At 59.7% G+C, this 21,539-nt stretch carries 17 protein-coding genes and 1 pseudogene; 6 read left to right on the forward strand and 12 right to left on the reverse strand.

Annotation, left to right across the window (positions count from 1 at the left end; all coding sequences use genetic code 11):
* Nucleotides 1–83: 83 nt before the first annotated feature.
* From CFR80_RS12225 to CFR80_RS12240, 4 genes and pseudogenes are all read right to left on the reverse strand, one after another.
* Nucleotides 84–869 (reverse strand): annotated as a pseudogene (locus CFR80_RS12225) (porin); the annotation flags it as partial.
* A 176-nt stretch (nucleotides 870–1,045) separates the two neighbouring features.
* Complete coding sequence (gene pstS / locus CFR80_RS12230) at nucleotides 1,046–2,038, reverse strand: phosphate ABC transporter substrate-binding protein PstS (protein WP_029329705.1); 993 nt, start codon at nucleotides 2,036–2,038, stop codon at nucleotides 1,046–1,048.
* A gap of 258 nt (nucleotides 2,039–2,296) precedes the next feature.
* Entirely contained in the window at nucleotides 2,297–3,754 is a 1,458-nt protein-coding gene (locus CFR80_RS12235; RefSeq protein WP_010516079.1) for a mannose-1-phosphate guanylyltransferase/mannose-6-phosphate isomerase, read from the reverse strand.
* 50 nt (nucleotides 3,755–3,804) lie between these two features.
* Nucleotides 3,805–4,479 carry a hypothetical protein gene (locus tag CFR80_RS12240; RefSeq protein WP_110507464.1) on the reverse strand — a complete coding sequence of 225 codons (675 nt, stop codon included), beginning with the start codon at nucleotides 4,477–4,479 and terminating at the stop codon, nucleotides 3,805–3,807.
* 169 nt (nucleotides 4,480–4,648) lie between these two features.
* Between CFR80_RS12240 and CFR80_RS12245 the strand changes: the two genes are divergently transcribed.
* Nucleotides 4,649–5,926 carry a histidine-type phosphatase gene (locus tag CFR80_RS12245; RefSeq protein ID WP_010516077.1) on the forward strand — a complete coding sequence of 426 codons (1,278 nt, stop codon included), beginning with the start codon at nucleotides 4,649–4,651 and terminating at the stop codon, nucleotides 5,924–5,926.
* A gap of 122 nt (nucleotides 5,927–6,048) precedes the next feature.
* Here CFR80_RS12245 and CFR80_RS12250 read toward each other — a convergent pair whose 3' ends face one another.
* Nucleotides 6,049–7,428 carry a site-specific DNA-methyltransferase gene (locus CFR80_RS12250; RefSeq protein WP_110507465.1) on the reverse strand — a complete coding sequence of 460 codons (1,380 nt, stop codon included), beginning with the start codon at nucleotides 7,426–7,428 and terminating at the stop codon, nucleotides 6,049–6,051.
* 1,279 nt (nucleotides 7,429–8,707) lie between these two features.
* On the opposite strand from CFR80_RS12250, the gene CFR80_RS12255 reads away from it, so the two are divergent.
* The 4 genes from CFR80_RS12255 to CFR80_RS12270 all read left to right on the forward strand — a co-directional run bounded on the left by CFR80_RS12255 (nucleotide 8,708) and on the right by CFR80_RS12270 (nucleotide 13,067).
* On the forward strand, nucleotides 8,708–9,427 hold the full coding sequence (locus CFR80_RS12255; protein ID WP_010516075.1) for a helix-turn-helix transcriptional regulator: 720 nt from the start codon (nucleotides 8,708–8,710) through the stop codon (nucleotides 9,425–9,427).
* A 280-nt stretch (nucleotides 9,428–9,707) separates the two neighbouring features.
* Entirely contained in the window at nucleotides 9,708–11,276 is a 1,569-nt protein-coding gene (locus tag CFR80_RS12260; protein WP_010516074.1) for a hypothetical protein, read from the forward strand.
* Nucleotides 11,273–12,076 carry a glycosyltransferase family 2 protein gene (locus tag CFR80_RS12265; protein ID WP_010516073.1) on the forward strand — a complete coding sequence of 268 codons (804 nt, stop codon included), beginning with the start codon at nucleotides 11,273–11,275 and terminating at the stop codon, nucleotides 12,074–12,076. Before CFR80_RS12260 ends, CFR80_RS12265 begins: the two co-directional genes overlap by 4 nt.
* Nucleotides 12,077–12,110: 34 nt before the next feature.
* Nucleotides 12,111–13,067: a glycosyltransferase family protein gene (locus tag CFR80_RS12270; RefSeq protein ID WP_010516071.1), complete on the forward strand. Its 957-nt coding sequence runs from the start codon at nucleotides 12,111–12,113 to the stop codon at nucleotides 13,065–13,067.
* On the opposite strand, the gene CFR80_RS12275 is transcribed toward CFR80_RS12270, so the two are convergent.
* The 3 genes from CFR80_RS12275 to CFR80_RS12280 are packed head-to-tail and all read right to left on the reverse strand — an operon-like array spanning nucleotide 13,044 to nucleotide 13,793.
* Complete coding sequence (locus tag CFR80_RS12275) at nucleotides 13,044–13,304, reverse strand: hypothetical protein (RefSeq protein ID WP_029329703.1); 261 nt, start codon at nucleotides 13,302–13,304, stop codon at nucleotides 13,044–13,046. The two genes, CFR80_RS12270 and CFR80_RS12275, sit on opposite strands and share 24 nt — an antisense overlap.
* A 28-nt stretch (nucleotides 13,305–13,332) precedes the next feature.
* On the reverse strand, nucleotides 13,333–13,488 hold the full coding sequence (locus CFR80_RS19380; protein ID WP_010516069.1) for a hypothetical protein: 156 nt from the start codon (nucleotides 13,486–13,488) through the stop codon (nucleotides 13,333–13,335).
* 20 nt (nucleotides 13,489–13,508) lie between these two features.
* Nucleotides 13,509–13,793 (reverse strand): hypothetical protein, encoded by a 285-nt coding sequence (locus tag CFR80_RS12280; protein WP_010516068.1) that lies wholly within the window; start codon nucleotides 13,791–13,793, stop codon nucleotides 13,509–13,511.
* Between the two features lie 133 nt (nucleotides 13,794–13,926).
* On the opposite strand from CFR80_RS12280, the gene arfB reads away from it, so the two are divergent.
* Nucleotides 13,927–14,334, forward strand: coding sequence for an alternative ribosome rescue aminoacyl-tRNA hydrolase ArfB (gene arfB / locus CFR80_RS12285; RefSeq protein WP_010516067.1), 408 nt, complete (start codon nucleotides 13,927–13,929; stop codon nucleotides 14,332–14,334).
* A gap of 33 nt (nucleotides 14,335–14,367) precedes the next feature.
* On the opposite strand, the gene CFR80_RS12290 is transcribed toward arfB, so the two are convergent.
* The 4 genes from CFR80_RS12290 to CFR80_RS12305 all read right to left on the reverse strand — a co-directional run bounded on the left by CFR80_RS12290 (nucleotide 14,368) and on the right by CFR80_RS12305 (nucleotide 21,296).
* Nucleotides 14,368–15,033 carry an HAD family hydrolase gene (locus CFR80_RS12290; protein ID WP_010516066.1) on the reverse strand — a complete coding sequence of 222 codons (666 nt, stop codon included), beginning with the start codon at nucleotides 15,031–15,033 and terminating at the stop codon, nucleotides 14,368–14,370.
* Between the two features lie 486 nt (nucleotides 15,034–15,519).
* Complete coding sequence (locus tag CFR80_RS12295) at nucleotides 15,520–17,022, reverse strand: efflux transporter outer membrane subunit (protein WP_010516065.1); 1,503 nt, start codon at nucleotides 17,020–17,022, stop codon at nucleotides 15,520–15,522.
* Complete coding sequence (locus CFR80_RS12300) at nucleotides 17,022–20,147, reverse strand: efflux RND transporter permease subunit (RefSeq protein ID WP_010516064.1); 3,126 nt, start codon at nucleotides 20,145–20,147, stop codon at nucleotides 17,022–17,024. The genes CFR80_RS12295 and CFR80_RS12300 overlap by 1 nt, the downstream gene beginning before the upstream one ends.
* 6 nt (nucleotides 20,148–20,153) lie before the next feature.
* A complete protein-coding gene (locus tag CFR80_RS12305; protein WP_110507466.1) occupies nucleotides 20,154–21,296 on the reverse strand; it encodes an efflux RND transporter periplasmic adaptor subunit in 1,143 nt (380 codons plus the stop codon).
* Between the last annotated feature and the right edge of the window lie 243 nt (nucleotides 21,297–21,539).

A 21,539-nucleotide genomic window follows, 5' to 3' on the forward strand; every position in this document is an offset into this window, starting at 1 on the left:
CGCCCTCGTCATCAGCCAGATCCTCCCGCATCAAGAGAATCAGAGCCAGCGCCGTTTGTCACTTCACACACGAGTCAGTGGCTACGTCCTTTGGTATAACCGGCGGTGATGACCGTATTGTGGAACCCGGCGTAGTTCAGGTTCGCTTCATACAGCGTGGCCGCACTATCGGAACTGGAGGCGCCGAAATCAGGCGTGATGTTGGCAATCCAGTTCTTGTAACGGAACGAGATGGGAATACGCAGGCGGCGGGCATTTTCGGTCAGGCCGGCGAAGTCACCCTTCACCTCACCCGCACGGGGGGACATGCCCATGAATCCGCCGATATCCTCATGGAAGGCCAGGCCGATGGACATGGCATACATCCCGTCTTCAGACGAGATGGTGGGACGCCCACCGGGGAAGCCCACGATCATGCCGCCCATGTGCACGGCTTCTTCCTTTTCCGTCGCTGCACGGAACGACGCCCAGGAAGAGGAAACACCACGGTCGGACGGCGGCGTGCCCAGGTCAGCCTTCTGCATGGCGCTGCCCAGGCTGCTGCCCATCCCGCCACCCATGCCGCTATCGCCACCGATATGGATATCGCGTGCGTAGCTTTCAGGCAGCGGCTGCCCCTTGCTTGCGGCAACCCGACGGGCCTGCGCCGCGTTGGCGGCGGGGGTGTTGCGAGATTCGGCACGGACCAGGCGCTGGCGCAGCACGCTGATCTGACCGGACATTTCCCGGCGCATTTCCTGCATCTCACGCTGCAGGGCCTGTATCTGCTGGGCATCCGACGCGGATGCTGCATGGGCCTGATGGAAGGAGGATGCGCCCCACAGGGCAGATGAACCAAGCAACAGAGAAACAGCGGACCGGCGGATCATATTAATCATTCCGTAATGAAGGGTGAGTTCATTTAGAATGCGTGCACAATCTTGTGTGTTATGTTTCGAATACAGTTTTATGAAGGATTTATGACAGTCCGGAATACAAAGAAGCCGCCCGGACACCGGGCGGCTTCATAATGTTATTATTTATATGTTATTATCTGGTGGCTATATTATTTTGCGCTGTCCCACTGCTGCAGGATATCGGTTTTTACATTCGCGGGCACCGGCACGTAATCAAGGCGCAGGGCCGCGGCATCCCCGTTTTTCAGTGCATAGCCAAAGAACTTGCGCACTGCCGGGCCATGGTCCGTCTTACCCGTCGGTACCGGCACCAGCACATAGGTGGGGGAGACAATCGGCCATGCGCCAGCCCCGGTTGTGTCCAGCAGGTCAACAGCGAAATGCGATGCATCCTTCCAGTCCGCCGCTTCTGCCGCGCGGCTGAAGCTGTCCATGCCCGGCGCGACATAGGCGCCACTGTGGTTCTTCAGCTTGACGGTCGTCATGTGCGCGTTGGCGGCAAAGGCATATTCGACATAACCGATCGCCCCTTCGGTATTCCGCACGGACGCGGCCACGCCATCATTGCCGCGTGCGCCGATCCCGCCAGGCCATGAAATGGATGCACCAGCACCCTGCCCTTCGCGCCATTCAGGGGAAACACGGGCCAGATAGCCGGTGAAAACCGCCGTCGTGCCAGACCCGTCCGCACGGTGCACGGTAGCGATGGGGGTATCGGGCAGCTTCATGCCGGGGTTGAGGGCTGCGATCTTCGGATCATTCCACTGCTCGATCTCGCCACGGTAAATGGCGGCCAGCGTCGGACCATCAAGCTGGATCTGGTTGGCGGCAACCCCCGGCAGGTTGATAACCGGTACAATGCCGCCCATGACGGTCGGAAACTGGAACAGGTGGGCGTTTTCCAGCTTCTGGCGATCCATGGGCACGTCGGATGCGCCAAAATCAACCGTGCCTGCCAGAATCTGGTTCTGCCCGGCGCTGGAGCCAACGGTCTGGTAATTCAGGCTGACGCCAGCAGCACTGCGCCCGTCAGCACCCCATGCCCCGTAAATGGGCGCAGCGAAGCTGGAGCCGGCGCCTGTAATATCCGCAGCATGCGCCATAACCGGCAGCGCGGTTGCCAACAGGGCACATGTAAGCATTCGAGCAGGAAAATACATAATACTCATGTTCTCCGACATGAAGAAGACAGACGTGTCTGGCTATGTCTCAGACATGAGCGGACATTAGAAAACTGCCGAAATAAATAACAATGATATGTGCATGACAGTTTTATGAAGGATTTATGAAATTACCCTGCCTGTCGTGTCGTGTTTCCTGCGCCATGAAATAAAAAAGGCATGAAATGGCCGCAGCCACTCCATGCCCTGCATATGATCGTGCCGTAACGCGAAAGCGGATCAGGAACGGCTGTAGGCGTCTTCCAGCCGGACAATGTCATCTTCCCCCAGATAGGGGCCGGACTGGACCTCGATCAGCGTCAAGGGAATGCGACCGGGATTTTCCAGCCGGTGCACGGCCCCGAGCGGCAGATAGACACTTTCGTTTTCCCGTACGAGGATCGTTTCCTCATTGCGCGTGACCTGCGCCGTGCCTTCCACCACCACCCAGTGTTCGGCACGGTGATAGTGTTTCTGCAGCGACAGCTTTTCCCCCGGCTCCACCACGATCCGCTTGACCTGGAAACGGTTGCCGACAATCAGGGTCTCATAGAACCCCCATGGGCGGTAACAGCGGCTGTGGGCAGTCGCTTCCTTGCGGCCATCCTTCTTCAGTTGCGAAACAATGGCCTTTACGTCCTGCGCGTGGTCACGGTGTGTCACAAGCACCGCATCGTCACTGACCACCACCAGCAGATCTTCCACCCCGGTTACCGCAGTCAGGATGCCATCGGTACGCACATAGCTGTTTGATGTATTGAACACCGCGACATCGCCAATGGTCACGTTGCCGTGGCCGTCCCTGGGGCCCAGTTCCCACAGTGCGTCCCAGCTTCCCACGTCTGACCAGCCGAAATCACCGGGTATGACGGTCATGAGGCCAGTGCGCTCGGCCACCGCGTAATCGATGGAGATATCGGGCGAACTGGCGAACGCCGCCGCATCCAGCCGTTCAAAATCGATATCCGACTTACGGTCCTGCACGGCCTGCCGCACGGCGGTCAGGATGGCGGGTTCGTACTTTTCCATTTCCTGCAGCATGGTGCGGGCCGTGAACACGAACATGCCGGAATTCCACAGGAACTGCCCTGACTGCAGCATGCGCGTGGCATTCGCGGCATCGGGTTTTTCCACGAAGCGCGCAACGCTGTAGGCACCATCATACCCGGCCAGCGGGGCGCCCTTTTCGATATAGCCATACCCCGTTTCCGCCCGGGTTGGCGTCATGCCGAATGTCACGATGCGCCCCGCGCGCGCCACCCTGACCGCAATATCCAGCGCGGGCGCGACATTTTCGGGTTTCTGGATCGCGGCATCGGCCGCCATGACCCACAGCACGGCGTCGGGATCGGTTTCCGCCGCCAGCACGGCCGCCGCGGCAATGGCAGGGGCGGAATTGCGGCCAACCGGTTCCAGCAGGATGCGCGGCGCGGTAATGCCGACTTCCCTCAGCTGCTCGGCCATGGCGAAGCGATGTTCGTTGTTGCAGACGATAATCGGGTTGGCAAATCCCGGCCCCTGGCTGCGCAGGGCAGTTTCCTGCACCATTGTCCGCCGGGAGACCAGCGGCCAGAACTGCTTGGGATACGAACTGCGCGAGACGGGCCACAACCGGCTGCCGCTGCCGCCAGACAGGATAACCGGTATCACTGGCGTGGTAGGATGCTGCGATGTTGCATGCGTGACGGAAACGACCATTCTCACTCCTGAAAAACCGGCGCTGTACAGAAGAAAACCGGTAAAAACCTTTAATGAACCTGCTGCCCCGACATACGCAGGACATCCAGCGAGGCACGCAGCTGCATCGCCTTTTCAAAATCGGCGATCTGCTGGCGCCGGTCCGCGAACAGAATGGCGTCCACATGAATGACCAGCTTGCGCAGGCGCCAGAACTGCTCGGCATCGACAATCAGCGTGCGCGACATGTCCTCCAGCGCACCAACCTGTATGTATTTGGTGTGGTGCACGGGATCGTCATGCAGTTCCTCGACAAAGATCGGGACGAAACATAACGGCACCGAACAGGGCGCGGGCACAAAGGGACGTATTTCATGCCCGTCATAGACCTTGACGCGGCTGATATCGAATTTGCGATATTCCTGCAAAAGCCACGCCATCTGGGCCGGTGGCGCGATACGGGCGAATTCGACGCGGGTAATGTCCAGGAAAACACGGCGGTCGCGTATGATTGTCGCGTCATATTCCGCAAGCTGTTTGGCGTAGGCCGCCTCTTCCTGTGAATGCTTCATCAGGATGTTATGCCTGGCGAAGTTCGCGTCGCTCTGGCTGTCGCGGCTCAGGTGCACCGCAAAGCCGCCCAGCACACACAGCAGGACAGGCAGGGCCATGCACATCCACCAGTGCCGCCTTGCAAATGCCAGCACGCCCGTATGCTCCAGCGTCTGCGCCGGATGATACATCATCCACCGGTCTCCCTGACTGTATGCCCGTCCAACAGGAATGTACCATGCGTCAGGCGGTTTCCTGCCCCCTGCGGGCAGGGCCGTTTTTCTGGCCCGTCATACTAGCAGAACAGGCCTGTTCCTGTCATGCAGGGAGATATTCCCTGCCCCCAGCACAGGTTGCGCCTGCATGTCCCGCCTGCCCCTGCATCTTGCCATCCTGTCATGCATCATGCTGCCGGTCTCGGGCACGCGGGCGGCGACACCCCTGCCGCCGGCTCCTACGGCTGGGCCAGTCACTGAACGTGTGGTGCTGGTCGCGCGTCACGGCATACGCAGCCCCACCCACCCCATCGCGGAACTGGACGCACATACCCACCGGCACTGGCAGACCTGGCCCGTCGCCCCCGGTGCCCTGACGGACCACGGCAGGCGCGACCTGGCCCTGATGGGGGCGGCACTGGGTCGGTATTACCGGCAGGCCGGCGTGCTACCCACGCAGGGATGCAGGGCGGGGGCAGTCGCGGTCTGGTCGGATGCGACGGACCAGCGCACGCTGCAGACCGGCGACATCATGGGCCACGCCCTGACGCCCGGTTGCCCGGTCGTTACGGACAGCCTGCCCGCGGGTTCGCATGATCCGGTTTTCAACGACCTGCATGCATACGATACGCCTGCATTGCAGCAGACGATCATGACCGACCTGTCCACCGCACTGACGCATGACCGTGACGGCCGTCCCGCCGACGTACGGTTGGCGCAGGCCACAGCGCAGGCCGTGGTCCAGCCTAACGGATGTGCCATGGGCACGCCCTGCTTTACCGGGCCGGACAGGGCCACGTGGCACAAAAACGCACCCAGACTGTCCGGTGGCCTGTCACAATCCGCCGACGTGGCGGAAGACATGCTGCTGGAATATGCGCAGGGCATGCCCGATGATGCGATCGGGTGGGGACAGCCGGACATCCGTCATATGATCGATACCCTCATGCCCGCCCATGACCATGCCAGCCGCCTGATGCGCCGCCTGCCGGCACTGGCCTTTCCACGCGGGCATGTACTGGCGGCCATGATAATGGAACTGGTGGCGGGTAATGCCGTGCACGAACCCGATGGCGACATGATTGCGGCCGGCACGCCGGTTGTCCTGTTTGCAGGCCATGACAGCACGCTGGATATGCTGGCGGCGATCTTCGGCCTGGACTGGTCCTTTGCCGACATGCCTGACCCGACCGGCCCCGACACCACGCTGGGGTTCGAGACATGGCACATGCCCGATGGGCAGCAGCGGGTACGCGCAGTCATCTTCCATCAGGGGCTTGATGCACTCCGCACGGAGCAGGCCATCACGGCACAGCCTGACATCCTGCCCCTGCCCGCCTGTCAGTCCAAAACAGATGGAAGCTGCACGCTGGCCGATTTCACACGGGTTTTTACCAGCCGCCTTTCGGCATACCGGCGGGACTGAAACCGTTGCTGGCGACTGCCTGAACAACCCGGTTTACGAAACAGCCCACGAGTTCCGGGAACGTTTCTGGTGAAGCCTTGGGAAAGGTTACCTTGCTGGAAAAAGCATCCCCGGACCCTATTTCAGTTTTCGTGGGCTGCTTCGTGCCCGACCGGAATGGCCATCTCCGCATCCTGCGCTGAAGGCGGCATGACCACCCTGCAGAACCGGAACCCCGTACCCGCGCGCGCATGGCGCGCCAGCACATGCGCCAGACGGGGCTGGGTTACGGTTGTGGCAATCCGTTCATCCATTTCCATAACCACAAAGCGGCGCGTTCCCCCATCCGCCGCGTTCAGGTCCATGACAGCCTGCGCTGTCGTGCCCGATCCGCCAAAGGCATCCAGCACCAGGGCACCTGGATCGGGACACAACGCCCGCAGCAGGTATGTCACCAGCGGAAGCGGCTTGGGATAGTCAAAGCGGACACCGCACCGCGCCAGCGCGGCCGACGCCTGCTGCACCGTCCCCATGCCCTGCAGCACGGTCAGGATATGGCTGGGCTGATCCTGACGGTCCTTTTCCATGAACACCGCCCCGCTGGCGGTCAGGTAAAACCGGGTTTTCAGTCCCTGCCGGTCGGTAATATCCTTAAATCCCGCCGCAATGAACGCCGCGCACTGCCGGCGCGAACTCCATCCGCTGCGCAGGGTAACGGGATGCACCAGCCGTCCCGCGCGGACCTCCATCGGCGCGGTAAAGCGTGGCCAGAAGGCGGGATCTACCGGGACGGGAATGACGCCGTGGTCAAAGCTTGCGGGAAAACCGGCCGGCAGCACCAGATCACGGACCGGGTTGCGTGGCCCGTTCTTGACAATGGTGTTGCGAATGACCGGCCGCCGCAGCTTGCTGCGGGCGCCGACCTGCGGGGCCAGCACGCGCCCGGGAACGAAACGCCGGGCATCACGCGCAAACACCACCACATATTCATGGTTGGTCTTGATGCGGCTGTGGTTATCGATATTGCCGGTATTGACCCAGACAAAGGTCGCCAGAAAATTCTCCGCCCCGAACACCTCCTCCATCAACAGACGCAGGCGAGGGTATTCACGGTCATCGATGCAGCAGGCAATGACGCCATGTTCAGCCATAAGCCGCCGCAGGTACAGCAACCGCGGGTACATGAGACATAGCCAGCGGTCCTGCCGGGACAGGGCGCGGGCCACCGCCGGACCCAGCGCCGCATCCAGCCAGTGCAGGCCCGCGGGCGTGCTGGCGCTGTCATCATACAGCCAGTCGCGCCGGCCCGTATTATAGGGCGGGTCGGTCAGCACCATGTCCACCCGTCCCGCATGATCGGGCACAAGCGCGTCCAGCGCCGCAAGGTTGTCCCCCAGGATGATCCTGTCGCCCCCCTGCGCCGCCCCACGGGACAGGGCGGGGTCAACCTGCAGCACGCCCCGGCGCATCCGTTCCAGATAAACGGTGACGGCGTGCTTGCCCTCCCATTCCAGCGTGGCCACGTGCCCTCCGTCCCTGCCTGCATAATGCCGCCCCACTATCCCGCAATCCGCCCGTTCAGGGAAAGACGGCAGGTCAGGGCAGTTCTGGACAGGGCATTTTCCATATACATTATGATTGATAATACCTAAACAGACCGAAGCCGGACAGACCTGCACGCAGAAAAATCCGGCTCATACGCCCGGAAATCCCGCCGCGGCGCATGACGCCCCATCGGATCATGCGGCTCTCCCCGATTACGATACACAGCGCCCGATACGGCCTCACACAGGCACATTATCTTGCTGGAAGATCCTGCCGACATATGGCTGACAACGGATTTCCACCACTACAGATGGTAGGCTGGGCAGTCTTCAGCAGACAGAGGAAAACCACGATCGCCACCCGCAACGCGGTAATTCCATCCCGGATCAGACAGCCCTTACCAACCGCAAACGCAAACGCAAACGCAAACGCAAACGCAAACGCAAACGCAGCAGATGTGCGTCATACGGACCGGCTGCAAGCGCTGCCTCCGCCTTACGCGCGGCACTTCATGATGAACCGGACCATCGGGGCATCGCAACCTCATTGTCAGGTACCTGTCGCCGTTCCACCTGAACCGAAAGACACAGTTCCCCTTATCCATCAGGCCGCAGGTCACGGATGAAACGTCGCCTGTGCCTGTATTGAGCATCACATTGATCAGGCAGCGTTGGAATGAGAGAGAACCTGAAAACAATCCATCGATAAATAAGAGAAATGTTTTCAGATATTGCTTTTCATAGGGAGCAATCTATTTCGAAGCTTTTTGGAAAAAGCTTCACTAAAAACGTTTTCCGGATTTATGGATTGCGTCGTGCAGTGAACATCATGAATAGACATGGTAATATTTAACGATGAAAATCATAATAAAAATATAAATATTTATAAAATATCATGAATAATAACGGTGATAAATATAAAATTAATACATATAATTATAATAGTACTTCCATCTTTGTCCAGACATCCATCCTGAACAGATCGACAACTTCACAGGTATTCTCCACATCAAATAGGTCCTTCCAGAATGCTCACAAATATATACATTTAATTTATATTTATAATAGACGGAACATTTATTTAAGTAATTAATATTATAGTAATTTTTAATAATTCATCAAAGTAACCTGCCGCCAGAATGGGCATATTACTTGCATTCTTATTGTTAATTTCCTACCATATATGGTACATTATCTGTGGGTATGACATTTCCCGCCTGCTGCAATTTATAACGACATTGATACAGGATACGTTTTTTTGAATCGCGATCTCTTTGACAGCATGGCCATGGATACGCTTGAGGCCATGCTGAACACCCGCACTGTGGATGAACTGGCCGCCCGGTTCCATAAAGCCGTCAGCCTGATCGGGGATTTTTACTGTGTCGCGGGCATCATAAAGAAGTTCCAGCCCGGCGGCCTGCGCCCCACGACATCCAGTTATCCTACATCGTGGACCCGCCATTACATGGGCAGCGAATACGGGCGGGTGGACCCGGTGCTGCGCCGTGCCATGACCAGTGCCACAGGGTTCGGATGGCATGCATGTGACCCGGTGAAACAGCAGGAAAAGGCGCTGGTGACCGACATGCATGACTTTGGCATACATGACGGGTTCGTCATACCGATCCATGGGCCGGATGGCTCGGTCTTTCTGGTCAATTTCGGACAGCTTGCGCGCAAAATGGTATCACCACGCATGCAGGTCGCGCTGACAATGCTGGCCATGCAGTATTACCAGCAGTACTGCCGCCTGACGACGCCACCCGAACCCCAGCCACCCGCACTGACACAACGCGAGTGCGAATGTCTGTCATGGGTGGCCAATGGCAGGACCACCGTGGAGGTCGCGGACCGGCTGATGCTGAACGAGAACACCGTCAAATTCCATCTCAAGAACGCACAGCGCAAGCTGGACTGCACCAATCGCGTGACCACCGTACTCAAGGCCATCTCTCTTGGCCTGATTGTCATCTAGCAGCCTTCGCCCTGCTCGCGGATCATACCGACGCCGAGACGGGGCAATCCGCATCATGTGCAGGATAACGCGCCCATGCCCTGTGCAGGACACGGCGTGATTTATGTAACGCTGGTACAGGATACGTCCTGCACCCCCTGCCTTACCTGCACTCCTGACTGAAAATAAGCCTGCGGGATAATCAATTATTAATTGATCTCCCCTAGCAGAATGTCTGTGCGCGCCCGACAGGCGGCATTGCCGCCCGTTATTCCTTCCCGCCTCAGCCAAGGTAAAGACAGTGCCCGCGGACCCGCTGCTGACGTTGACCCCGACCGAACAACAGGACCTTGAAACAGTAAAGGAATCAGGTCTGTTCGACGCTGATTTCTACCTTTCGGTTCATCGGGATGTCGCCGGGTCGAAAATCGATCCCCTAGTCCACTACATCAAATATGGCTTTCGGGAAGGACGCCAGCCCAACCGCAATTTCCGTCCCGCGTCATACCTGCGCCAGTATCCCGATGCTGGTGCGGACAACCGCAATCCCTTCATCCATTTCATCAGGACGCATGGGGGGTGTCATATCGCCCATCACGGGCTGCTGCCCCGCTTCCACCTGGAAGACCTGAGCGTTGGCGCACGGACACTGGAACAGCTCCCGTTTTTTGAACCTGACCTGTACCATGACATCAACCGCGACCTTGAACGCGCGACAACCGACATGGCCGAACATGCCCTGCTGTATGGCGTGCCGGAAGGCCGACGCATTTTCGGCGCACTGCATGTCTCGCGCACCCTTGGCGCGTTGTGCGTAGCGAAAGGGCTGGATGATGCGGACTATATCGTCCCTGACGGCGCGGTACCTGACAGTATCGGGATCTATTACAATTCCAACGGCAATGTCTTCATTCATGAAATCGCATCCGACCTGCACGCAACTCTGTGCGATGCAGGACTGAACTGCGCCCTGCTGGATGAAAACAGCGATCCCGACACCCGGCCTGAACTGTGCATTTTTGTCGCCCCGCATGAATTCTTCCATCTGGGACGGGGGCAGGACTGGGCCACGGGGGCGATTATCCGTGACGCGATCATGTTCAACACCGAACAGCCCCAGACATTATGGTTCGAACGCGGCATTCCCTTCCTGCTTATGGCGGCGGGCGTCATCGACATCTGCCACCAGATGGCGGAAAGCTTCCGGCAGGCCGGGCTGCCCGCCATCCATTTCACGCCCAATATCGGCACTGAAACCACGTACCTGCACCAAAGCGACATGCAGCACGCCATGGTGCGGATTCTGCCACCTGCATGCCGCAGGCGCCCGGACCGGAACACGCCGTTTGCCGACCGGCTGCTGGACATCAGTTTCTTTGGGGGCGCCTCGACCCATCGGGAGGCCTTCTTTGCCCGCAATGCCGCCTTCTTCGCGCAGTTCCGCAATTACTTCTACTATCGCAAGTTCACTACGCCGATAGACAGCAGCCCCCGCGATAACCCGCTGTCGCGTCTGGCGTCCCACGTGGCGGGACATTCACGCATCGCGCTGAACATCCACCGCGATGACTACGGTTTTTTTGAATGGCACCGCATCGTCAAGGGCGCGATGGCCAATGGCAGTGTGGTCGTCTCCGAACCCTGCCTGCCGCATCCGGTCTTTCGCCCTAATGAACATTTCCTGGAAGAAAGCGGCCGCCATATCCCCAACCTGATCGAATGGCTGCTGCATACGCCCGATGGTCGGGCAAAGGCGGAGGAGGTACGCCTGAACGCCATGCGGGCCATCGATACCCCCGCCCATAACCGGGCCCGCTGCGCGCGGATCCGCGGGTTCATTTCGCATGTATGGAGCACGCCGGAGACATGAGCATCACCGCCCCATGGATGGCCACGGGCCAGACCGCGTTCACCTTCCGCAGCCGTCGCAAGAAACCGCTGGATCTGGTCAGCGTGTGCGTCACGAATTTCAATTATGGCGACTATATTACCGACGCCCTGGACGCCATCGCCGCACAGACCCACGCACCCCTTGACCTGATCGTGGTGGACGACCATTCGGACAGGGATGACTCCGTCGCCCTGATTACTGCGTGGATGGAAGAAAACCACCAGCGTTTCTGGCGCTGCACCCTGATCGTGCATACCCGTAACCAGGGACCGTCCGCCGCCCGGAACACAGCCTTCAGGCATGCCATGGGTGCGTTCGTGTTCGTGATGGACGCCGATAACACCATCTACCCCCGCGCCATCGCCCGACTGCATGAAGCAGCCCGCGATGGCGGGTTTGATGCCACGTACTGTCAGCTGGAATATTTCGACCGGGAGCAGCGCATCGGGTCGGCCGACATATGGGACCCCGCGCAGATGACGCGGGAAAACTACGTTGATGTCATGGCCCTGATCCGCCGGCAGGCATGGGCTGACGTGGACGGCTACAGCCATATTGACCAGGGTTGGGAAGATTATGATTTCTGGCTGAAATTCATCGACCATGGCTTTGAAGCAGGCTACGTACCCGAAATCCTGTGCCGCTACCGCATGCATGGTAATTCACGCACCACAAATGATGCATGGGCCGCCCATGAAAGCCTGCGCGGCATCATGGCGTTCCGCCATCCTGAACTGACTGCGCGCTACCTTTTGGCCACCCCCGACGTGAAGGCATAACAAAGGGATATTTCCGCCTTCCCGGCTTGTCCCTATGATGTCGGGCATGACACCGCCCAGTGCTCCCCTACCCGCGACCAGCCGCCGGATTATCGTAACCGGATGCGATCACGCCTATTTCCATCTGGTAACCGAACTGATCGCGTCCGTACGCGATCATGCCGATACCCCCATCGGGGTCATCGACTGCGGGATGACGGCACACCAGGTCGCGCAACTGACGGCGCGGGGCATTCGGATCATCACACCCCATCTTCCCGACTACGCCCCGAAACGGGCTGTCAGGAAACGGCCCAGCCTTGCCATCAACATAAGCAAGCTGTGGCTGGACCAGATGCTACCGGAATTCGACCTGATCCTGTGGCTGGATGCCGATACATGGGTGCAGGATGGCCGGGCGCTTGAACAGATGTTCGCCGCAGGGGAAAGCGGCACACTGGCCATCGTGCCGGAAATCGGTGCCAAGATCGCCAACCTGCTGGGGGTGCGCTGGATCTGTCCGGGGTGGATGCAGATCCGGTCCTTTCTGTACAAGAATGCCAGCCGTGCCCGCCTGCCGTTCCATATCCGCACGCGCATTGGCGCAAAACCACTGCTGAATGCCGGGGTATTCTGCCTGCACCGCAATGCTACGATCTGGCCCGTACTGCGCCGGTGGCAGGCCCGGATCCTGCCCCGTCGCGGAATGGCTTTCACCCAGGATCAGCTCTGCATGGCGCTGGCAGTGTATGTGGATGACCAGCCCGTCACGTTCCTTGACAACAGTCACAATTACCTTGGCCCGTGGTTGCTGGATGAACGCACGGGGCAACTGGCCAATCTGTTCTTTCCTCATGCACCCGTTGGCATCGTCCACATGGCATCACAGAAGGCCATGCGCAGCGCACTGGACAATACCATGGCCATTCCCACCATTCAGGGCGGCACGGCGGCGGTCAACCTGCGTTACGCCGGCATGCGCGGCCTGTCACGCAGGGCCAGCGGCCCCTGACCCGGTCTTTCGGGCCGCCTGCACGCGCTCGGCAGCACTGCGAAGCTGTTCGGCAAGGTTGAGGGCGAGTTCGGGTGGCAGCACGGTCACCACGCGCCTGTTGCCCTTGGGCATGTGTTCGGGCGCGGTCGCCATGAACAGGTCCATGACCACAATGGAATCCTGCACGGCTTCCGCCCCGCAGCTGACGGTGGGATAGACCACAGCCCGACCGGCTGCATCGCGTTCTTCATTCATGATGGACATACCTTGTCATGCGCCCGGGCTAGCGCGCCGTGGGCGGGCGCATCTGCTCACGCCGCAGTTGCAGGTTAAGCGCCTGTATCGTCTTGCGCGCCACGGCCAGTTCGTCACGCATACGCGCCAGTTCCGCCTTCAGCGCCGCGATTTCAGCCCGCAGGGCGGGGGGATGATCAGCCATCTGCACACTTCCTTATGATATCAGGAGGGTTTGATACCGGAATCGAAACGGGCACGCACCTGGTCAAACAGGGTTCGCGCCGCCATGTCCTTTGCATCGGTATGTTCGATATGGTGACGCATGTGCGCCGCGATTTCATCCGCATGCAGGACCTTTGCATCCACCAGCATCTGCATAAGGTCCATGATCACAAGCTGCTGGGCCGCAATCATCTTGACCACGGGCATCACCTTGGCCTGCGCCGCATCGCCCGCTGCCTGCGCAAGGGCCTTGCGCAACTGCTCCGTGACCACCTCATCATTCATGATTGTGCTACTCCGCTCTTGTCATCATGCGACAGGCATGGTGATAGCAAACGGCCAGCACAGCAATGCCGCCCATGCAGGGCGGCCCATAAGCCTACGATATACCTTCCGCCCGACAGGACCGTAAACCGCCATGTCACCGCCCATCATACCCGATGATGAATTACATGTGACCTACATACTGGCATCCGGCCCCGGTGGGCAGAACGTCAACAAGGTCGCCACTGCGGCCCAGCTTCGTTTTGACGCCCGCAATTCCCCCACCCTGTCGGGCCGGATCAAGCACAGGCTGATCGACGTGGCGGGCAGCCGGATGACCGGCAATGGCGTGATCGTGCTGACGGCCCGGCGCTTTCGCAGCCAGATCCGCAACCGCGAGGACGCGGTCGCCCGCCTGCATGACATGATCGCGCAGGCCAGCGCGGTACAGGCCTATCGCGTGCCCACCCGTCCCTCACGCACGCAGCGCAGGAAGCGGATGGACAACAAACAGCATCGCAGTCGCGTCAAGCAGGGCCGCAGCGGTCGGTATACCGACTGAAACGCACTGCCACCCCGCCCGTGTCGCGGCTGCCTACGCAGCGGCCTGCTTCTGCTTCGTCATGATCCGCTGCAGCAGTGGCACGAATTCAGACAGGTGCCCGATGCGGATCAGGCCCGGCCATTGCGGCGCGGGACGCGACAGGTCACGCAGCAGCACGCAGGCCATGCCCGCACGGCGGGCGGCTTCGGCACCGGCATCGGAATCTTCCAGCACGATACAGTTGCCTGGCGGGACATTGTCCTGCTCGGCCGCATACAGGTACAGGTCGGGCCGGGGCTTGGGCATGTTCAGGTCGCGCCCGGAATGGATGCGGTCTTCATCCAGCATCTGGTCAAGGCCCGTGCTGCTGAACTTCGCGTCCATTTCAGCCATGGATGAATTGGATCCGATCCGCACCGGCAGACCAAGATCGAGTGTGGCTTTCAGCATGTCTTCCGCGCCATCCACGGTCTGGGCGTCGGTTTTCATCATGGTGACGATACGGTTCTGGACCTGCATGTCCCAGTCCGCGGGCAGTTCCTTGCCGCTTTCCTTGGCGATCCGGTCACGGATCTTGGCCAGTTCACCGCCGGTAAACAGTTTGTTCGCCTGCTCGTCCGTAATGTTCCAGCCGTATTTCCGGGCTTCCTGCGCCATGATGCTGGTGGACAGATATTCCCCATCGACCAGAACGCCATCACAATCGAAAATAACCATACGCAACTTCCCATCGGGACGCACGGCAGCGGGCAGTTGATTATCGGATTTGCTATGTAAATTCAAAGTTCAGACCCTACCTTTCATGCACTTCTTGCACGCCGAAACAAAAACATATTGCGCCAGAAGCCATGCATTATAGATATGGGATGATTTTTGATATTGAAAGAACAAAATTTACATTTTTTCGTAACCCATTAAATGATGAAATATATTTATTATTTAATGAATTTTTAAATTTATTTAATATTTACATTTGATATTGGTGTTGAATCTGGCGGGTTTTCTATTGTTATTCTTTAAATTTACTCATGAATTACTTCGCGATTTCATGCATGGAACATGCCCGTGATCCCAGGGCTGTTTCCAGACCGCGATACCCGAAAACTTTTATATTTTTCATTCCCTTAAACACGATTACGGCCCGATCATGCTTCCTGCATGTCGGGCCGCAATCCATCATGCGCCGGTCATATCACTGGGCACCTAGCCCTTGCGCACGGTCTTCTGCCCCTTCGCGGGCTGGGGCGTTGGCGTATGTTCGGTCCAGCCACCGCCAAGGGCGCGGTACAGCGTCACCAGATTCTGGTACCGCGACACCGAAATGGAAATCTGCCACTGCTGCGCCTGCAGATAATTCCGCTGCGAGACAAGGGATGTCAGATAGGAATCTGTCCCCGCATTGTACCGCAGCATGGCCAGACGGTAGGCATCGCCCGTTGTCGAGACATAGCTGTCCATCTGTCGGGTTTCATCACGGTAGGTATCGCGTGCGGCCAGCGCATCCGCCACCTCGCGGAAGGCGGACTGCACCGTTTTTTCATATGCCGCCGCCTTGTACGCCCGCATGGCGCGCGATGCCTTCAGGTTACCGCTGTTCTGTCCCCAGTTCAGCAGGGGCACCTGCAACTGCGGGGACACCCCCCACGTTGTCGCAGCCGAAGTAAACAGCTTATGCGGCTGCAGGCTGCTGATCCCGTCAGATGCCGTCAGGGTAATGCGGGGATAGAACGCCGCCTTGGCTGCACCGATATCCGCATTGGCCGCCAGCAGGTCATGTTCCGCCGCCATGATATCGGGCCGATGTTCCAGCACATCCGCCGGCAGGCCCGGCGGCAGGTCCTGCATGATGGTCTGCTGCCCCAGCGGGCGGGCCGGGGGCAGGTTGGCGGGAATTGGCTGACCAATCAGCATCGTCAGCAGGTTTTCGTCCTGCGCCACGTGCCTGCGTGATTCATCACGGAAGGCGCCGCTCTGCGCGACCTGTGTTTCGGTCTGGCGCACGGTCATCTCATCCGTTTCACCATGGGCGAAACGGGCCTTGACCATATCCAGCGTCTGCTGCTGCGACGCCATCGTCTCGTCCGACAGATGCAGTTGCGCCTGATCGCCCAGCCACGAGATATAGGCTGTGGCAACCTGCGAGATGATGCTGATCAGCATCGCGCGGGCGTTTTCACGCTGCATGAGCGCATGTTCCGCGGCCTCCCGCGACATGCTGCGGATACGCCCGAACAGGTCGATCTCATACGACGAGACGCCAATGCCCATCTGGTAATATTTGAACATGGGCGGATGCCCGGTATCCAGACCCGGCGCGAAGCTTAGACCGGCAGCGTCCGATGGTCCCTGGAATATCGCCTCGCCACCGCCATTGATGGCGGGAAACAGGCTGGCGTGCTGGATATCAAACTGCCCCTGCGCCCGGCGGATGTCGGCGGCCGCCTCCCTCAGGTCGCGATTTTCACGAATCGCAATGGCGATCAGCGCCTTCAACCGGGGATCGGTAAAGAATTCCGACCACCCCAGATCCGCCGCCAGCGGATTTTCCACCACGGCGTCCCCGGTCGTGGCATAGGCGGGCCACGCCGTGGCCAGTGGCGGGGCGGGACGCTTGTAATGCGGGATCATGGTACAGCCTGCCAGCAGCGTCGCCGCGAGGCCAGCCGTTGTCACCCGCCTGAATGTGGAGAGAACGGTCATCTGCATTACTCTCCCTTTGTCCGTTCGGACATGCGCTGCACACGGAACAGGCGCAGCACAACCACAAAGAACAGCGGCACGAAATAGACAGCCAGCAACGTCGCCGTCACCATGCCCCCCACCACGGCCGTGCCAATCGCGATACGCGCGGCCGACCCTGCCCCCGTTGCGATCGCCAGCGGGAACACACCCACCACGAAAGCAATGGATGTCATGAGGATGGGCCGCAGGCGTTCACGCCCGGCTTCCAGCACGGATTCCTCCAGCGTTGCACCATTTTCAAAGAAGGCCTTGGCGAATTCCACGATCAGGATGGCGTTCTTGACCGCCAGCCCCACCGTGGTCAGCAGGCCGACCTGAAAATACACGTCATTGGCAAGCCCACGCCCCAGGGTCGCGACAATCGCGCCCAGCACGCCCAGCGGAATGACCAGCAGCACGGCAAAGGGGATGGCCCAGCTTTCATACAGGGCTGCAAGGCAGAACAGGATGACGATCATGGCCAGCGCATAAAGCGGCCCGGTGGAAGCGCCCGACGCCATCTGTTCAAAGGACAGGCCCGTCCATTCATAGCCGATGCCCTTGGGCAACTTGGTCAGGATGTCCTTCATCGCGGCGATCGAGTCACCCGAACTGTAACCCGCTGCGGGCTGGCCAAGGATTTCGAAGGCATTGAGGCCGTTATAATCCTCCACCTTCTGCGGACCCATGATCCATTCACCGGACACGAAGGCGTTGAACGGCACCATGCCCCCCGTGATATTGCGGATATACCACTTGTTCAGGTCATCAGGGATCATGCGCGCATCCGGCTCGCCCTGGATATAGACCTGCTTCACACGGTCATCGCGCAGGAACTGGTTGACGTAGATCGACCCCAGCGCGCCCTCGATGGTGGTATTGATGTCCGCAATGGTGATGCCCAGCGCATTCGCCTTTTCACGGTCGATGTTCAGGTGAAACTGCGGCGCATCCTCCATGCCGTTGGGGCGCACGGCGGTCAGGCGATGGTCCTTTGCCGCCAGGCCCAGCACCATGTTCCGCGCTTCCAGCAGCTTGGCATGGCCAAGATGCCCGCGATCCTCCAGTTCAAGGTCGAAGCCGGTGGCATTGCCCAGTTCCAGCACGGCGGGCGGGTTGATGGCGAAGATCTGCGCCACCGGATCCATCCAGAAATGCATCATGATGCGCATGGCGATCGCAGCCGAGGACTGCGACGCGGCAGGCCGTTCATCCCAGTCCTTCAGGCGGATGAAGAAGGCGCCGGCACTCTGCCCCTGCCCTGCGAAGTTGAATCCGTTCATGGAATAGACGGATTCGACATTCCTGCCTTCGGTCTTGAGGATATAGTCGGCAACCTTGCGGTTGACGGCTGCCGTTTCCTCCAGCGTGGCGCCCGCGGGCATGGTGACCTGCCCGAAGATCAGGGCCTGATCCTCATCGGGCAGGAAGCCACCGGGCAGGCGCATGAACAGCCAGCCCACGCCCACCGTGATCACGGCAAACACCAGCATGGACAGGCCGGCATGCCCCAGCACGCGGGTCACGCCCTTCTGGTACCCATTGGTCAGGCGGCTGAAATGACGGTTGAACCAGCCAGCGAAGCCAGCGGTCTTTTCGTGGCTGCCTGGCTTGAGCATGGTGGCGCACAGGGCCGGCGTCATGACCATGGCCACCAGAACCGACAACCACATGGCCGCGACAATGGTGATGGAAAACTGCCGGTAGATCACACCGGTTGATCCGCTGAAGGCGGCCATGGGCAGGAACACCGCCGTCAGCACCAGCACGATGCCGACCAGCGCGCCCGAAATCTCGTCCATGGACTGACGGGCGGCCTCCCTGGGGGAAAGCTTTTTTTCCGTCATCACGCGCTCGACGTTTTCCACCACCACGATGGCGTCATCCACCAGCAGGCCAACCGCCAGCACCATGGCCAGCATGGTCAGCGTGTTGATGGAGAACCCAAGCGCGGCAAGGATGCCGAACGTGCCCAGCAGCACCACCGGCACCGCAATCGTCGGGATCAGGGTGGCGCGGAAGTTCTGCAGGAACACCAGCATCACAAGGAACACCAGCGCGATCGCTTCGATCAGCGTGATGATCACGTCCTTGATCGACAGGACGATGAAGGGCGCGGTATCCAGCGGATAGACGGTCTTCAGCCCTGGCGGGAAGAACTGTTCCAGTTCCCTGATCTGCTCGCGCACCGCCGTTTCGGTCTGAAGCTGGTTGGCACCGGGAGCGAGTTTCAGCGCCATGCCAGATGCGGGCATGTTGTTGTAGAAGGAATGGGTGTTGTAGGTCTGCGGCCCCAGCTCCACATGGGCGACGTCACGGATGCGCACCTGCGAGCCATCCTGCTGCACCTTGAGGAGGATCTTTTCGAATTCCTCGGGTGAATGCAGGCGCGTCGGTCCGATGATGGTGGCGTCCAGGCGCGCGCCCTTCACGGCGGGTACACCGCCAAGTTCACCAGACGAAACCTGTATGTTCTGCGTCTGGATTGCGGTCTGCACATCGCCCACCGTCAGGCCGTATTTGTACAGCCTGGACGGATCGAGCCAGATGCGCATGGCATATTCCGCACCAAACAGCGTATGGTCGCCCACGCCCGTCACGCGGCTGAGCGGATCGGAGATGTTGGACGCCACGTAATCGGCGATGTCAGCGCCGCTCATGCTGTTGTCGGTCGAGATGAAGGCGATGACCATCATGAAGTTCTTGACGGCCTTCGTGATGCTCAGCCCCTGCGCCGTCACTTCCTGCGGCAGCTTGGGCTGCGCCAGCTGCAGCTTGTTCTGCACCTGCACCTGCGCGATGTCGGGGTTGGTTCCCTGCGCGAAGGTCAGGTCGATTTCCATCTGCCCCGATGCGTAGGACTGCGCGGAAATGTATTCCAGATGATCCAGCCCGAACATCTGCTGCAGGATGGGACGCACCACCGTATCGTTCACCGTATCGGCCGAAGCGCCGGGATAGGTGACCGAAATCGCGATCTGTGGCGGGGCGATGCTGGGATACTGGGCGATGGGCAGGCGGAAGATCGACACCCCGCCCACCAGCATGATGATCAGTCCGATCACCCAGGCGAAAACGGGCCGGTCGATAAAAAAGCGCGACAGAGACATGGGGGCTTATCCTGCCTTGGCCGGGGCGGGCACATCCGCCGGGGTCACGGTATCGCCGGAGTGAATCTTCTGCAGGCCCTCAACCACCACGCGGTCGCCGCCCTTCAGCCCGTCCGTCACCAGCCAGTCTGTCCCGATGGCCTGGCTAACGGTAATGGGACGCAGCGTCACCTTGTTATCGGCATCGACCACCCAGACCTGCGGGTCACCATGGGAATTCCGCTGCACCGCCTGCTGCGGCACCAGCAGGGCCCTTGGGTCCGTGCCTTCGGCCAGCTGGGCATGGACATACATGCCCGGCAGCAGCAGCCGGTCCGGATTGGGCATGACGGCACGCACCACAACCGTGGCGGTGGCTTCATCAACGTTGACTTCCGAAAACTCCATCCGGCCGGAATGTTCGTAAGTGGTGCCGTCCTCCAGCGTGATGGTGATGGCGGCGGCGTTATCGCCTGCGCGCGTCAGCCGTCCCTGCGCCAGTTCGCGCCTGAAGCGCAGCAGTTCGGTTGCCGGCAGGTTCACGTCCACGTAAATCGGGTCAAGCCGGGTGACGATGGCGACATTGTTGGTCTGGTTGGCGGTCACCAGCGCACCAACGGTCAGGATGGAACGGCCAATACGTCCGGTAATCGGCGCATTCATATGGGTATAACCCAGATCGACCGTGGCGCGCTCCAGCTGGCCTTTCGCGCTCAGGACATCGCCCTGTGCCGCGCGTTCAGCGGCCAGCGCGTCATCATATTCCTGCTGGCTGACGGCATGGGCCTTGAGCAATGGCCCGTAGCGGTTCAGCTTGGCCCGGGTCGTGACCTCGTTACCCTGTGCATGCAGCAGCTGGCCCTGCGCGCTGTCCACTGCCGCCTGATAGACGCGGGGATCGATCTGGTACAACTGCTGTCCCGCCTGCACGTCGGTGCCTTCGACAAACAGGCGCTGCTGGATAACGCCGCTGACCTGCGGACGGACCTGCGCGATTTCAAAGGCTTCGGTACGGCCGGGCAGCATCGTATGGATTTCTACCGGCTCGGCCCGGAGTGTTACGACCTTGACCGGCTGCGGCGGCAGCTTGGGGGGGGGCGCATGCCGCTGACACGCTGCCAGGGCAAGTATCAGAGCCGCCGGGGCTACGACACGGGAATAATGCATCATGGTCACCAACCGGCTTGCAGGCCGTTATATATAAAAATGTTTCTGAATCACGGCTGTGTCGTTTGCCGCACATAGCCGCCATAAGAAAGCCAAATAACGAAACCATTTGGTTTTCAATGAATAGAAAACTATATCGTCTCCATAATACTACGGGCTATCACCTTTGACCTATATGAGCCCATTTTCTGAGGCCGATGGATCGGATGGTCTGTGGCAGGGCGGTGAGGTTGTTCCATGCGGTGC

Source organism: Komagataeibacter oboediens, from assembly GCF_003207815.1.
In the GTDB taxonomy this organism is placed as follows: domain Bacteria; phylum Pseudomonadota; class Alphaproteobacteria; order Acetobacterales; family Acetobacteraceae; genus Komagataeibacter; species Komagataeibacter oboediens.